This is a genomic window from Ruania rhizosphaerae (genome assembly GCF_009805705.1).
In the GTDB taxonomy this organism is placed as follows: domain Bacteria; phylum Actinomycetota; class Actinomycetes; order Actinomycetales; family Beutenbergiaceae; genus Ruania; species Ruania rhizosphaerae.
The window spans coordinates 42,609-57,054 of record NZ_VSMB01000010.1; the positions used below are offsets into that span (position 1 = coordinate 42,609).

Below are 14,446 nucleotides of genomic sequence, written 5' to 3' on the forward strand. Positions count from 1 at the left end.
CCGGCGGAGCGGCCCGCTGCGCGTGCTCGCGTCATGTGGGCCCCGCGCAGCGCGTTCGCCAACTGTGCCCCGCTGTCAAACCGGTGGGAGCGGGGGTGTCGACCGGTTCGCGCAGAGACCGGACGGCGGCTCGGTCGGGACTCCCGGGTGCCCGTGGTCCGGAGGGGCAAAGATTCATCAGAGTTCCGCTCCGCTTCTGAGGTCAACCGCCTCGTAGCGGACTATCAGCATCAACGAACCTGCTGAGCGCTACGGCGTGTATGGGGGTGCGGTCGACGCTCCTCACTCGTCGTGAGTCAAGGGACCGCGTGACTCCGCGTCGACGTCCGGGGCTCGGAGTGGGAAGCGGCCGAGTCCCGCGCGCGTTGCCACCGGGAGTCTGCGGCAGCCGAGCGAACTCAGGCGCCTGGCGCGTGGTCGGCCGAGCGGCCTACCACGTACGATCGAGGGTATGACTTACACGTTCTTCCGACTCGGCTAGCTATCCGCTAGCCATTCTCAGCGGCTCCGTGCCCGCGGCTAGCGATGCGGGAGCAGTCCTCCGGCAGCTCCCGACCGCTGACCGGAAGAGTTCGTCATGTCTTCTGCGCGCGTTTCCGATGCGCCGTACCGTTACCACTTTTCTCCTGACTCGAAGGTCGTCGTGCGCGCCACGACTGGCCTGGAACAGCTCGTGGCCACTGAAGTCACCGCTGCCGGCCACTTCGTCGAGGAGGTGTCAAAGCGCCAGATCATTGTGTCGCCTGCTGCTGGATGGATCCTGACCCGCCCGCCCCGGCTTGCCGACGACGTCTTCGCCGTCGCGGCCCAAGTTCCCGACCCGGGTCCCGGGCGCGTTCCCCTGTGGAATACCACTGCCAGTCTGGGTCCGGTCAGTCGTGCGTGGGTGGGCCCACCAACGTTCGCTGTCTCAGCATCGTTCGTCGGGCGACGAAGATACTCCCGCTTCGACATCGAAGACGCTGTCGGTCGCGCGTTGTCGCGGCAAGGGGTCGGCACCTATGTCTCCCGTCGCGACGGCGGGGTGCGGCCACGCGATGCCGCGCAGTGGCGCGTCACGTTGGACGGATCGACGATGTACGTCGGTCCGCGCCTCTTCGCTGCGCCCCTCCACCGGCGCCCGTGGCGGGCACGCACGGTTCCCGGGAGTCTGCACCCGCCGGTTGCGGCGGCAATGGCTCGTCTCGCTGGGATCGACAGCCACCACACAGTGGTCGACCCCTGTTGTGGTGCAGGAACGATCCTGATCGAGGCTCATATGCACGCACCTGCGGCTGGGTTCGTCGGACGTGACATCGCCCCCAGCGCGATTGCGATCGCCCGGCACAACAGCGGTGGGCGACCGATCGAATGGAACCGCGGCGAAGCGAGTGCATGTGATGTCCCACCGCACAGCGTGGATCGAATCATCACGAACCCACCCTGGGGCATCCGTCAGCGGGCCGGCGACCTCGCCACGTTCCTGACCGAGTGGCACAGAGTGATCCGGCCGGACGGGCTGCTCGTCGTGCTGCTGGATGAAGCCCAGGAGCCCGTCATGACTCGTCGCCGGGACTGGGCGCTCACCGCCACGTATCCGCTCAGCGTCGCAGGCAGACACCCACGCATCCTTCTTGCCGTACCTCGATGAGCTCCGAGAGGGCGCGCCCCGTGGTTCCCGGGTGCCGGTGGCGTCGGGTGGCCCGGCTATTCGTGGGCTGATCTTGCTGTCACAACATGAGCGAGGCCCGGGCTCCGCCCTACCGTGGTCGGTGAGGGAAAGGAGTCCGGGCCTCGCTCGTCTGGGGTGGCTAACGGGGCTTGAACCCGCGACCCCCGCGACCACAACGCGGTGCTCTACCAACTGAGCTATAGCCACCAAGTGCATCCGCACACAGCGGCTGCGATCCACCAGTGTAGCGAACGATCCGGGTGTCTCGGGACGCCGCACGATGTGTCTGTGGGCACACCCGGGAGCGGGACTGCTGGTTCTCAGGCGGGCGGTTCCGCCTTGGCAGGGAGCGTGGGGGAGGAGGCGATCAGGGCGGCTGTGCGCTGCGCTGATTTGGAGTCCGGCTGCTTGGCATCGTCCGGGAACAACACCGCGCGGTAGTAGCGCAACTCGTCGATGCTCTCGGCGATGTCGGCGAGTGCGCGGTGCCCACCATCCTTCTTCGGGGAGTTGAAGTACGCCCGTGGGTACCAGCGCCGCGCCAACTCCTTGATGGAGGAGACGTCGATGATCCGGTAGTGCAGATGCCCGGTCAGCTCGGGCATGTCGCGCTCCAGGAAGGCTTTGTCGGTGCCGACCGAGTTGCCCGCCAGTGGTGCCTTGCCCGCCTCTGGCACGAACTGCTTGATGTACTCGAGCGTCTGCGACTGCGCGTCGGCCAGCGGAATCCCGTTCGGCAGCTCATCGAGCAGTCCGGAGGTGGTGTGCATGGTGCGCACCACCTCGTTCATCTGCTCGACGGCGCCCGGCGGGGGAGCGATGACCAGGTCCAGACCGGGATCGAGGGTGTGCAGCTCGGAGTCGGTCACGAGCACGGCGATCTCGATCAGCGCGTCGTTGTGGAGGTCGAGGCCGGTCATCTCGCAGTCGATCCAGACGATCGGATCGCCGCGGCCAGGGGTCTTGGACGGAGAACTCACGCGCCTCACTGTATCGACCACCGCCGACAGGGGGGTCACGGCCGTCGCGAACGCCTCCAAATCGGACTCGTCATCAAACGCATCAAACCGGTTGACCTCCGAGAATCAAACCGGTTAACGTCACCACTAACAGTCCAACGAAGGAGATCCCGAGATGCCGCAGCTGCCGAGCCCGGCGAAACCGACCATCGGTGACGTGGCTGCCAAAGCAGGAGTGACCAAGGCGACCGTCTCGCACGCCTTCAGTGGCCGCCGTCCGATCTCGGAGGCCACCAAGGCACGGGTGTTCGCCGCCGCCGAGGAACTGCAATGGTTGCCCAGTGCCAGTGCCCGCGCGTTGGCCACCCGGCGTGCCAACGCGATCGGCATCGTTCTCGCACGGGACCCCGAGATCATCGCCTCGGACACCTTCTTTCCCGCCTTCATCGCCGGGGTGGAGTCAGTGCTCGCCACCGCCGAGGTGGCCCTGGTGCTCCAGGTGGCCGGCAGCCGAGACGCCGAAGAACGTGCCTACCGGGCGATGGCCAGTGGTCGGGCCGACGGCGTGATCATGCTCGACCTGCACCGCGCCGACTGGCGGGTGCCGTACGTGCACCAGTTGGGCTTGCACGGCGTTGTGCTGGGCGCCTACGACGCCCCCAGCCCATTCACCTGCGTACGCACCGATGACGCCACGCCGATGGCCGAGATCGTGGCCCACCTGCGCGGTGAGGGTCACACGCGGATCGCCCACGTGGCGGGACCGTTGGACTACGTCCACTCCCACGTGCGCTCCCAGGCATACCTGGCCGCCGTCGGGAGTGAGGACCTTCTCGCCGAGGGCGACTTCGGCGCCGCAAGCGGTCGCGACCGCACCGCCGAGCTGCTCGCCCTGCCTGACCCGCCCACCGCCATCCTCTACGCCAACGACACCATGGCCATCGCGGGCTTGTCGTACGCACGCAGCATCGGCCTGTCCGTCCCGGGCGACCTCGCCGTCGCGGGCTTCGACGACGACCATCTCTCCGCCCATCTGTCGCCGGCTCTGACCACCGTGGCCACCGACCCGATCGAACGTGGCCGCGTCTGCGCCGAGGCACTGCTCGCCGATATTGCCGGTGAGCCCGCGCGCACCATCCAACTTGACTGCAACCGGCTCCAGCTGCGTGCAAGCACGCAGGTCCAACCCACTCTCCAAGGAGAAGAACGATGAAGTTCACGAAGACTGCGGCACTCGTTGGTGCCGCGACCCTGATGCTTGCCGCCTGTTCCGGAGGTAGCGACCCTGCCGACGGCGGAAACGCAGCGCCCGCCGGCACCGGCCCGATCGAGATCTGGCTGTCCAACAACGAGGCCGAGATCGCCTGGGGCGAAGGCGTGGTGGAAGCCTGGAACGCCGAGAACCCCGACCAGCAGGTCACCGCCCAGGAGATCCCCGCCGGCTCCTCCTCCGAGGAAGCCATCACCGCGGCGATCACCGCCGGCACGGCACCATGCCTGGTGTACAACATCGCCACCGCCGCCGTCTCCGGCTGGGTGCAGCAAGGCGGTCTCGTCGACCTGACCACCTTCGACGATGGCGCGTCCTACATCGAAGAACGTGGCGGCGACTCCACCGCCGCCTATCAGAACGATGGTGGGTACTACCAGCTGCCGTGGAAATCCAACCCGGTGATGGTCATGTACAACAAGGACCTCTTCGAACAGGCCGGCCTCGACCCGGAGAACCCGGGGATGAGCACCTACTCCGACTTCCTCGACGGTGCCCGCCAGCTCGTCGACTCGGGCGTGCAGTCCGCCATCTGGCCGTCCCCGACGAACGAGTTCTACCAGCCCTGGTTCGACTTCTACCCGCTCTACCTCGCCGAGACCGGCGGCACGCAGCTCGTCGAGGACGGCGCCGCCACCTTCGACAACGAGGCCGGCGCCGCCGTGGCCGAGTTCTGGTCCACGATCTACTCCGAGGAGCTCGCCCCGCAGGAGGCGGCCACCGACGACGCCATGGTCTCCGGCAACACCGCCATGCAGCTCGCCGGGCCCTGGGCGATCACCTCCTACGGCGAGGACGTGAACGTCGGGTTCATGCCGGTGCCGACCTCGGGTGGGAGCGAGGAGGTCGTCACCTTCGCCGACTCCAAGAACATCTCCATGTTCACCGCCTGTGAGAACCAGGCCACTGCCTGGGAGTTCCTGAAGTTCTCCACCAGCGCCGAGGCCGACGGGCAGCTCCTCGAAGCCACCGGGCAGATGCCGATGCGCGTCGACCTGGCCGGCACCTACCCGGACTACTTCGAGGCCAACCCGATGTATGCCGCGTTCGCCAGCCAGACCGAGCGGGTGGCCGATGTGCCGAGCATCCCGAACTCTGTGGAGGCGTGGCAGGTGTTCCGCGAGGCCTACTCCTCAGCGGTGATCTTCGGCAACACCTCCACCGAGGAGTTCCTCTCCGGTTCGGCCGAAGAGATCACCGGGCTCGTGGGCTGACATGACCGACATCGCCGCCCCTCCCGCGCGCACTCCGTCGTCACCGGGGCCGCGCGCGGGAGGCCCGCTCCGGAACCGGCTGCTGGGCAGGAACCCCATCGGCTCGCTGTTCGCGTTGCCGTACATGGTGTTCGTGGCGGTGATCTTCGCCTTCCCGCTCGGGTTCGCCTGCTACATCGCCTTCCACGACTACTTCTTCACCGCACCCGGCGTGGAGGTGGAACGCCCCTTCGTGGGGTTGGACAACTTCGCCGACGTGCTCACCGACCCCCAGGTGCTGGAGTCCTTCCGCAACACCGCCGTGTTCCTGGTGATCAACGTGCCCCTGACGGCGGTCGGAGCCCTGGTCCTGGCCAGTGCCCTGAACGCGGGGATCCGGTGGGCGGCCGCGTTCCGGGTGGCCTTCTACGTGCCCTATCTGACGGCGAGCGTCTCCCTGGTGGGCGTGTGGATGCTGCTGTTCTCCTCCGGCGGGCTGGTGAACAGCGTGCTGGGTCCGCTCGCACCGGACCCGTCCTGGCTGGTGAACTCCGCCCTGGCGATGCCGAGCATTGCCCTCTACGTCACCTGGAAGCAGCTCGGCTTCTACATCCTGCTCTACCTCGCCGCCCTGCAGAACATCCCCTCCGAGCTGCACGAGTCCGCCGCCACGGACGGCGCCACCACCCTGCAACGTTTCCGGCACGTGACCATCCCCGGCGTGCGCAGCGCCACCACGCTGGTGCTGATCCTGGCCATCATCACCGGCGCGAACCTGTTCACCGAGCCGTACCTGCTCACCAACGGCGGTGGCCCGGACGGGGCAAGCACCACACCCGTGCTGCTCATCTACCAGCAGGGGATCCAGCAGCAGAACCCGGACACCGCCTCGGCCATCGGCATGCTGCTGGTGATCGCCGTCGGGCTGCTCTCGCTCACAGCCAACCGACTCACCAGGGAGACGTGAGATGACCCGGACCACGACCTGGTGGCGTTACGTCCTGCTCGCCGCCGCAGCCATCGTCTTCGCGTTCCCGTTCTACTTCATGGTGGTGGGCGCCTTCCAGGAGAACCCGACCAACACGCCGGACGAGATGTTCCCCATCTCCGGTTGGACGTTCGGGAACTTCACGGCCATCAACGCCCGGATCGACCTGCTCGGCTCACTGGCGAACTCTCTCATCTTCACCGCCGGGGTGTTGCTCGGCACTGTCACCTTCGGGCTGCTCGCCGGGTACGCCCTGGCCCGGCTGGACTTCCGCGGCAAGAGCGCCACCTGGGTGTTGATGATGCTGGTGCAGATGGTGCCCTTCCAGCTGCTGATGATCCCGCTGTACGTGCAGATCACCCGCAGCTACGGCCTCGGCGACACCTATCTCGGGATGATCCTGCCGTTCGGCATCAACACCACAGCCGTGTTCATCTTCACCCAGTTCTTCAAGGCTCTCCCCAAGGAGATGTTCGAGGCCGCGCGCATCGACGGTGCCTCCGAGCTGCGCATCCTGCGCTCGGTGGCCGTCCCGATGGTGCGGCCCGCGCTGGTCACGGTGGTGCTGGTGACCTTCATCGGCCCGTGGAACGAGTTCCTCTGGCCGTTCCTGATCACCAAGGACACGTCCCTGCAGCCCCTGGCCGTCTCCCTGGCGAACTACATCTCCAACGCCGCCCAGTCCACCGCCAACCCGAACGGGGCCATCCTCGCCGGCGCCACCGCGCTCGCGTTCCCCGTGGTGATCCTCTTCCTGCTGTTCCAGCGCTACTTCACCGCCTCCGACATCGGCGCTGCCGTCAAAGGCTGAAAGGAATCCATGTCTACCCTCCCCTCCACCGAGCCCACCACTGAGTCCACGGTGCCCAGCATCTTCACCGGCGCCACCTTCCCGCTCGGCCCGTTCACCCCGTACGAGCACAACCCGATCCTGCGCCCCCGCGGGAACTCCTGGGAGTCGGCCAACCTGTACAACCCGGCCGCGCTCGTGGACGGTGACGAGGTGCTGCTGCTCTACCGTGCGCACGCCGACGACATCGTCTCCCACATCGGCCTGGCCAGGAGCCGTGACGGCTACCACTTCGAGCGCGAGGACGCCCCGATCCTCTCCCCGAGCGAGGACTACGAACGGTACGGCTGCGAGGACCCGCGGATCGTCGCGATCGACGGCACCTACTACCTCACCTACACCGGCTGGGACCGCCGTAGCGCCCAGCTGTGCCTGGCCACCTCCACCGACCTGCGCAGCTGGACCAAGCACGGGCCCCTCTTCGAGGACTTCGACACCTTCGCCACCATGGACCCGCGCGGCTTCAACTGGTCCAAGGCCGGCGTGATCGTGCCGTTCCCGATGCAGGGCCAGTGGTGGATGTACTTCGGCGAAGGTGCGATCTACTGGGCCACCAGCGAGGACCTGATCCACTGGAAGCCCGGCACACCCGACACCGAGCCGATGTACGCTCCCACCCCCGGTTCCTTCGACGCCGACCTCGTGGAGATCGGCACCTCCCCGGTGCTCGCCAGCAACGGGCTGCTCGTCTTCCTCACCAACGGCGCCACCCGCACCGTGCACGCCGACGGCCGTGTGGACGTGGACTACCGATGCGGGCAGATCGCCATCGACCCGGACAACCCCACCCGCGTGCTCGCCCGGCTGCAGGAACCCTGGCTGCGCCCGCAGACCTTCGAGGACACCCACGGCCTGGTCTCCAACGTCACCTTCGTGGAGGGCCTGGTGAGATTCGCCGGGAAGTGGTTCGCCTATTACGGCCAGTCCGACACCACACTCGCCGTGGCCGTGCACGATCCCGCCCAGGGCTGGGGTTCCACAGTCACGATCCCTGACGGCGGAGGGTCACGATGAGCGCCTCACGTCGAGCATTCCTCGGCCTGGCTGCCGGTACGACGGCGGCCCTCGCCACTGGTTCCTCCGCTGCCCTGGGGCTTGCCCCAGCTCATGCGATGCCCCCTGGCGCTCGCAGCCCCGGCGGCACCGCGCGCCTGACGAACCTGGACCACCTGCGATTCCTGCTTGACGAGGTGCCTTTGCCCGAGCTGGAGCACCACCGTACCTACGACCAGGGCAGCCTCGGTCTCGCCCCGTGGACCTATGCAGACTTCGACGGCGAGACGTTCACTCGCGTCGGCGGCGGCTCCCTCGACCCCGCCACCGGGCACTGGACCCAAGGTGCGTACAACGTCGACGACATCGCCCGTGCCGCCGTCGTGTTCCTGCGCGACTGGCAGACCAGCGGTGATCCACGCAGCCGGGAGGCCGCCGTCGGGACCCTGCGCACCCTCGCCTACCTGCAGAACGACTCCGGACCCGACGCCGGTCGGGTCGTCCTCTGGCAGCAGAGCGACGGCACGCTGAACCCGAGCGCCGAACCGGTAGAGCTCCCGGATCCGTCAGACTCGGCCGAGTCCTACTGGCTCGCCCGTGCCGTGTGGGCGTTCGGCGAGGGCTATGCCGTGTTTGCAGGCTCGGGAGTGGAGTTCGTAGCGTTCGCCGGATTCCTCCGCGATCGGCTGCACCTGGCTCTGACGGCACTGGGCGAGGAGTCGCTCGCCCGGGTCGGCGACCTGGTGCGAAGTGACAGCGTGGAACTGCCCGACTGGCTCATCGCCGGCGGAGCGGACGCCACCGCCGAGGCCGTGCTTGGGCTCGCCGCCGCGAATGAAGCAGACCCCGATGACGCCGTGGTGGCCGACGCGCTGCGCGCCTACGCCGAGGGCATCGCCCGGATGGGCACCGGCACAGACGTGTGGCCATTCGGTGCCGTACTGCCATGGACCGGTTCGCTCGGGTTCTGGCACGGGTGGGGAGCAGCCACCCCTGAGGCGCTCGCCCGCGCCGGCGCCGTGCTCGGCCGCCCGGACCTGGTGGAGGTGGCAGTCGCTGATGCCGGATCCTTCACCCCACTGCTGCTCGCCACCGGGGGACCGGTGAACGCCTGGGCGCCCACTCCCGCTGAGGCGCAGATCGCCTACGGCGTGCACGGCCGGGCGGCGGCTGCGCTTGCAGTCTCGGAGGCAACCGGAGGCCCCGGGCTCGCCGAGGTGGCGGCGCTCGCGGCCGGCTGGTTCTTCGGTGCCAACCCGGCCGGTGAGCCGGTGTACGACCCGGCCACGGGTGTGACGGTGGACGGGATCGAACCGGACGGGCGGATCAACCGCAACAGCGGGGCTGAGTCCACCATTCACGCCCTGCTCACCATGCTGCTGCTGGACGAGCGTCCTGAGGTGGCGGCCATCGCGCGGTCCATGACCGGCATCGAGTCCACCCATGGGGTCAGCATGGTGGAGGCCGAGGCGGCAACGCTGAGCGCCGGGTGCGTGGTGGAGCTCCCCGATAGCGGTGCATGGACCGGAGAGGGCAACCTGTCCGGTGGTGCGTACGTGAGCGTGCCGGCGGGGGAGTGGGTCGAGTTCGAGCTCGACCTCCCGGGCGATGCCGAACTGCACCCGATCGTGTGGCAGCGTGCCGAGGAGGCTGGACATGGTCAGTGGGAGATCGTCGACGGTCCCGTTCTCGGATCCACACCAGCCGGCGGTCTCGGCGCCGCCGGCTTGACTGAGGCGCCTGGCGCGCTCCGACCGCTCCCGCTGGAGCGTCCGCTACCGGCTGGGCGGATGCGGGTGCGGTGCACCAGCACTGGCGACCTGCGCCTGGACGGGGTGCTGATGCGGCCGGTCGTGGCCAGTGCTGTGTACCGCACCGAGACCGGGGAGGCAGCGCTGTACGTCAACGCCTCCGATCGCACGCTGCTCACCGAGGCGCTCGCCGACGGCAGCGGCCGCACCTTCACCGTGCGAGGGGCCCAGCGCGGGCAGGCTCGTGCCGGACGTCGCGTGCGCATCGCCGGTGGCGGGTTTGCCACCACCCGATAGGGGCACCGAACGCACCAGGGCCCCGCAGGAACGAATCCTGCGGGGCCCTGACTCTTCTTCAGCGCGTCAGCGCCAGCCGCCACCACCGAACGACTGGCGCGACCGCGTCAGCTGGCTCGGATGTAGTCGGCGTTCTCCTTCTGCGGGGTGGCGCCAGGGCTGCCATCAGTAGCAGTGCCCTTGGGAGCAACGGTGTCCATGGCAGCAGAAAGGCGGCCGGTGGACCGACCGCCTCGGGTGAGTTGCGCGATGATCTGCCGGATCCTCAGCTCCCGCAGGATGGTCCTGCGGTGGGTGAGTTCGGCGAGCCGCTGCCTGTGCTCGAGGCGGTGTATCTCGTAGACGACGATCGGGTGCATGAGTGGATCCTGCTTTCGGCGGTGGTGTGGGCGTACCCGGCTGGGCACGGTGACCACCCTGGCAGGGGGCATGTCTCCTGGTCACGGCATTTTCCGCCGTCAGCGATCAGGAACTTGCGGCCAGCAGCACCGCCACCCATGACCACCCGAGGAGGATGGTCAGGCGCTGCCACAGCCCGGCGTGCGGCGAATCCCGTTCCCACGCCTGGCCGAAGACGAGGAACCCCGCCGTGGCGGCCGTGGCGGTTCCTGCCGAGTACAGCCGGAGCGGCCCGCCCAGCTCCGGCGTGAGGGCCGCGATCACCGCTGCGATGGGTACCGTGGCGAAAACCACCATTCCTGCATGATCGTGCAGTTGGTGGTGCCGCGAGAACGTCGAAGGATCTCCTGCAGGAGTGCCTGCCGGATATCCACGCATCGGATCCATCGTGAACACACCGGAGGCGACCAGCGCGAGCCCGAAGACTGCGATCGCCACGGTCAGCAGCACGTTCGCGCCGAGGAGTGCGAGGCTCCCGACGGCGACTCCCGCGCCACAGACGATGAAGCTCGCCTTCTGTATCCAGCCCCGTCGCCCCAGGGAAAGCGCGCTCACCGGGTGGTAGCGGGGGCGGTAGTCCGGTCGGGTCCACCCGTCGGCGGTGAAGACAATCATGAACAGCACAGCCGCGCTCGGGCCGACCCATCCCCAGGCAGTCACTGCGTCTACTCCCACCGGAACACGACGGCCGCCACTGCGAACCCGACGACGGCGGTCACCGTCATCCCGATCAGGGACGAGGCCTCGACGGAGGCGCCCACCCACGCCGCCCCGAGTCCCTGGACCGCCCCGCCGAAGGGCAGGGTCGTACCGATCGACGCCAACGGGTCGGGCAGCGTCGCCATGCCGCCGAACAAGCCGCCGAGTGCACCGACAGCGAAGAAGGCCACCAGCCCGATCGCCACCGCCGAGTTCGGCGTCGGAGCGAGTGCGGCCACCATCATCCCGATCCCGTACATCGCCAGGCTCGCCAGGGCGAACACACCGACCGCGACCCCGAGATCCTCGGGTGGTCCAGCTCCGAAGCCCACCACGGCCACCGCGACAGCCAGGGTGAGGCCCAGGAGCGCCTGCACGATGCTCACCACCGTTTGCGCCACCAGCACCAGAGCTGGGGACGCCGGGGTGACCGCCAACCTCCGCAGGATGCCGGTCCGCCGGTAGTAGGCGAGGAAGCTGGGCATGTTCACGATCGCGATCATCGCGATCACGATCGTCAACGCCAGCGGCAGCACGAACACCTCCAGCGCGGTGTGACCGTTCTGCACCACCTGCGAGGCGGCACTCGAGGCGCTCATCAGCAGGATCAGCAGCGGCAGTCCGAGTGGCACGATCAGGCCGGAAGTATCGCGCGCGACCATCTTGGCCTCACACACCACCAGCGTGCGCCAGGCGCGTAGACCTGGACGCTGAGCCTGGATCTCCGTCGTCATAGGACCTCCTCCGGTTCCTGCCCTGTGAGGGCCACGAAAGCCTCGTCGAGAGAGGAGGCTCCCGCTCGATCGGTCAGCCCGCTCGGCGTGTCGAGCGCTGCCACCTGCCCAGCAACGAACAGGGCCACCCGGTCGCAGAGGGCCTCCACCTCTTCCATGGCATGACTGACCAGCAGCACCGTCGCACCGCTGGACCGCAGGTTCTCGATTGTCCGCCACATCTCACGCCTGGCGCGGGGATCCAGCCCTGTGGTCAGCTCGTCCAGGATGACCACTCGTGGCCTCCCGACCAGCGCGAGCGCGATCGAGAGCCGCTGCTGCTGCCCGCCGGAGAGTTTCTCGAACCGAGTGGTGACCTGCGAGGTCAGGCCGACCTGCTCGATCAGTTCGCCGGTCGGCACCGGGCGGGCGTACAGGCTCGCATACAGGTCGACCAGCTCGGAGACGGTCAGAGACCCGTGCAGTGCCGACGACTGCAGCTGGACGCCCAGCACCTGGCGGACCTTCCCACGGTCGGTAGCGGGGTCCAGTCCCAGCACGCGGACCTGACCCGCATCGGGCCGACGCAGCCCGGCGATCATCTCCACCGTGGTGGTCTTGCCGGCCCCGTTGGTCCCGAGGATGCCGAACACCTCGCCAGGGTGGACGCCCAGACTGATCCCGGCCACCGCCTCGGTGCTGCCGTAGCGTTTTCGTAGATCGATCGCCTCGATCGCCAGGTCGTGAGAAGCCATATCTCGACGCTAGGCAGCCGGTCGCTCGTGCACAGGTGCCGGTGGTCACCACCTCGACCCATGACTTCTGGCACGGGCGCCAGACTCGGGTGGGCCCGTACGCTGAAGGGATGCGGCGGATGGGGTCGGACGAGTGGGCAGGCCTGGTGATGCTCGCGGTCGCCGTCGGCGTCTCGCTCCCGGCGCTGCTCGGTCTCGTGCCCACCGAGATCGGTCGCGGCCCGTGGATCGCCGTGCTGAGCGTGTTCGTGGTGTGTCTCCTGCTGGCGGTCCTCGCCGACGGCCGTCGAAGCCGGTATGCCGCACTCGCCGGAGCGGTGCTCAGTTCGTGGGCGCTCGTGCTGACCGTCCACGTCTCGGGGCTCCTGCCCGTGATCCTCGTGGTGATGGCCGCCGTCAGTGCCTACCTGGTGCCGGTCCGGGCGGTCGCAGGCATCGTGGCAGGGAACACGGTGGTGCTCTGGCTCGCCCATCTGCCGGTGGAGACATTCGCCGAGCCGCTTGTCATGGTCGGCTTCTACCTGCTGATCCAGGTGGCCTCGGTGCTCAGCTCGCTCGCTCTCATCCGAGAGCAGCGGATGCGCCGCGACCTGGCACGCGCGCACGTCGAGTTGCAGGGTGCCAGCGTCTTGATGGAGCAGTCAGCCCGGTCCGCGGAGCGGTTGCGGATATCGCGGGACCTGCACGACCTCATCGGGCACCAGCTGACTGTGCTGACCCTCGAGCTGGAGGCCGCTCGCCACCGGGGCGCAGAACATGGGCGTGACCATATCGACCGCGCGGACAGGGTAGCGCGCGACCTCCTCGCCGACGTGCGGCACACCGTCTCCGAGCTGCGGGCGCCTCCTGCCGACCTGACGGAGGCGGTGCGGCGCGTCCTCGAGGACATTCCCGGGTTGGAGGTCGAGCTCGACATGGAGCCGGAGGTGAGCCTCGACGAGGAGCGAAGCGCCGTGGTCCTGCGCGCAGTTCAGGAGATCGTCACCAACACTCTCCGGCACGCTGAGGCCCGCACCTTGACGATCCATGTCGCCCAGGATGGGCACGAGGTGGTCCTGACGGGATCCGACGACGGCCGTGGGGACGAGCGCCTCACCTGGGGCAACGGGCTGCGTGGGATGGCCGAACGACTGACCGACCTCGGCGGCCGTCTCGACGTCGATGGCAGCGGAGGGTTCACTGTCACCGTCCGGGTCCCGGCCGTATGACACGCGTGGTCGTGGTCGACGACCAGGCGCTGGTGCGCCAAGGCATCCGCACGTTGCTGACCATTGCCGAGGTCGACGTCGTCGGGGAGGCCGGCGACGGAGAACGTGCCGTGACAGTCGTGGCCGAGACGGCACCCGAGGTGGTGCTGCTCGACCTGCGGATGCCCGGCAAGGACGGCATCTGGGTGCTGGAGCAGCTGCGGGAACGTGGCCTGGACGTGCCGGTGCTGGTGCTGACCACCTTCGACGACGACGCCCTGGTGCTCCAGGCTCTCGGAGCCGGGGCGCGCGGCTATCTGCTCAAGGACGTCACCGTCGACCAGCTCACCCGTGCGGTGCGCACGTTGGCCGACGGCGGCACGCTGGTCTCCCCGTCACTGACCGACCGCCTGCTGCGGGCCATCCGCTCCGGGCCCGTGCCAGGGGGAGCCAGAGGCGCGGTCGTCGAGGACCTCACCCCGCGCGAACAGGAGGTCCTACGGTTGGTGGCCGAGGGACACAGCAACCGTCAGATCGCGCAGACGCTTCACCTGGCCGAAGGGACGGTCAAGAACCACGTCTCGACCGTGCTGGTCAAACTCGGGGCCAGGGACCGCACGAACGCCGTCCTGCGGGCTCTGCACCACGGTCTTCTTGGTTAGTCCTCCGGCGGGTGCGGTCCTCGCCGTGCGCCCGAGCCACTGGTCCAGGAGCCAGCTGAGCAGAGACGACGCCGTCATG

At 68.4% G+C, this 14,446-nt stretch carries 14 protein-coding genes and 1 tRNA gene; 9 read left to right on the plus strand and 6 right to left on the minus strand.

Going from position 1 to position 14,446, the window contains the following annotated elements; genetic code table 11:
* Positions 1-577: 577 nt before the first annotated feature.
* Complete coding sequence (locus FV560_RS14025) at positions 578-1,630, plus strand: methyltransferase domain-containing protein (protein ID WP_159622178.1); 1,053 nt, start codon at positions 578-580, stop codon at positions 1,628-1,630.
* A 152-nt stretch (positions 1,631-1,782) separates the two neighbouring features.
* Here FV560_RS14025 and FV560_RS14030 read toward each other — a convergent pair.
* Positions 1,783-1,858: transfer RNA gene (locus FV560_RS14030), tRNA-His, on the minus strand.
* A gap of 113 nt (positions 1,859-1,971) precedes the next feature.
* A complete protein-coding gene (orn, locus tag FV560_RS14035; protein WP_275401908.1) occupies positions 1,972-2,631 on the minus strand; it encodes an oligoribonuclease in 660 nt (219 codons plus the stop codon).
* A 154-nt stretch (positions 2,632-2,785) separates the two neighbouring features.
* Between orn and FV560_RS14040 the strand changes: the two genes are divergently transcribed.
* From FV560_RS14040 to FV560_RS14065, 6 genes are read left to right on the plus strand one after another with little or no spacing between them, the layout of a single operon-like run.
* Positions 2,786-3,823: a LacI family DNA-binding transcriptional regulator gene (locus FV560_RS14040; protein ID WP_159622179.1), complete on the plus strand. Its 1,038-nt coding sequence runs from the start codon at positions 2,786-2,788 to the stop codon at positions 3,821-3,823.
* On the plus strand, positions 3,820-5,094 hold the full coding sequence (locus tag FV560_RS14045; protein ID WP_159622180.1) for an extracellular solute-binding protein: 1,275 nt from the start codon (positions 3,820-3,822) through the stop codon (positions 5,092-5,094). Before FV560_RS14040 ends, FV560_RS14045 begins: the two co-directional genes overlap by 4 nt.
* 1 nt (position 5,095) lies before the next feature.
* On the plus strand, positions 5,096-6,040 hold the full coding sequence (locus FV560_RS14050; RefSeq protein WP_159622181.1) for a carbohydrate ABC transporter permease: 945 nt from the start codon (positions 5,096-5,098) through the stop codon (positions 6,038-6,040).
* Position 6,041: 1 nt separating this feature from the next.
* Positions 6,042-6,872, plus strand: a complete 831-nt coding sequence (locus FV560_RS14055; RefSeq protein ID WP_159622182.1) for a carbohydrate ABC transporter permease — start codon at positions 6,042-6,044, stop codon at positions 6,870-6,872.
* 9 nt (positions 6,873-6,881) lie between these two features.
* Positions 6,882-7,925, plus strand: a complete 1,044-nt coding sequence (locus tag FV560_RS14060) for a glycoside hydrolase family 130 protein (RefSeq protein ID WP_235020135.1) — start codon at positions 6,882-6,884, stop codon at positions 7,923-7,925.
* Entirely contained in the window at positions 7,922-9,952 is a 2,031-nt protein-coding gene (locus FV560_RS14065) for a hypothetical protein (protein ID WP_159622183.1), read from the plus strand. Before FV560_RS14060 ends, FV560_RS14065 begins: the two co-directional genes overlap by 4 nt.
* Before the next feature lie 107 nt (positions 9,953-10,059).
* On the opposite strand, the gene FV560_RS14070 is transcribed toward FV560_RS14065, so the two are convergent.
* The 4 genes from FV560_RS14070 to FV560_RS14085 all read right to left on the minus strand — a co-directional run bounded on the left by FV560_RS14070 (position 10,060) and on the right by FV560_RS14085 (position 12,518).
* Positions 10,060-10,311, minus strand: coding sequence for a hypothetical protein (locus FV560_RS14070; protein WP_159622184.1), 252 nt, complete (start codon positions 10,309-10,311; stop codon positions 10,060-10,062).
* A gap of 106 nt (positions 10,312-10,417) precedes the next feature.
* Positions 10,418-11,011 (minus strand): DUF998 domain-containing protein, encoded by a 594-nt coding sequence (locus tag FV560_RS14075; protein ID WP_200837700.1) that lies wholly within the window; start codon positions 11,009-11,011, stop codon positions 10,418-10,420.
* 5 nt (positions 11,012-11,016) lie between these two features.
* The gene (locus FV560_RS14080) at positions 11,017-11,784 is read right to left on the minus strand and encodes an ABC transporter permease (protein ID WP_159622185.1); all 768 of its coding nucleotides are present in this window, start codon (positions 11,782-11,784) and stop codon (positions 11,017-11,019) included.
* Positions 11,781-12,518: an ABC transporter ATP-binding protein gene (locus FV560_RS14085; protein ID WP_159622186.1), complete on the minus strand. Its 738-nt coding sequence runs from the start codon at positions 12,516-12,518 to the stop codon at positions 11,781-11,783. The genes FV560_RS14080 and FV560_RS14085 overlap by 4 nt, the downstream gene beginning before the upstream one ends.
* A gap of 41 nt (positions 12,519-12,559) precedes the next feature.
* On the opposite strand from FV560_RS14085, the gene FV560_RS14090 reads away from it, so the two are divergent.
* Together FV560_RS14090 and FV560_RS14095 are read left to right on the plus strand one after the other, a co-directional pair.
* Complete coding sequence (locus tag FV560_RS14090; RefSeq protein WP_235020136.1) at positions 12,560-13,726, plus strand: sensor histidine kinase; 1,167 nt, start codon at positions 12,560-12,562, stop codon at positions 13,724-13,726.
* The gene (locus FV560_RS14095; protein WP_159622187.1) at positions 13,723-14,367 is read left to right on the plus strand and encodes a response regulator; all 645 of its coding nucleotides are present in this window, start codon (positions 13,723-13,725) and stop codon (positions 14,365-14,367) included. Before FV560_RS14090 ends, FV560_RS14095 begins: the two co-directional genes overlap by 4 nt.
* The last annotated feature ends 79 nt before the right edge of the window (positions 14,368-14,446 follow it).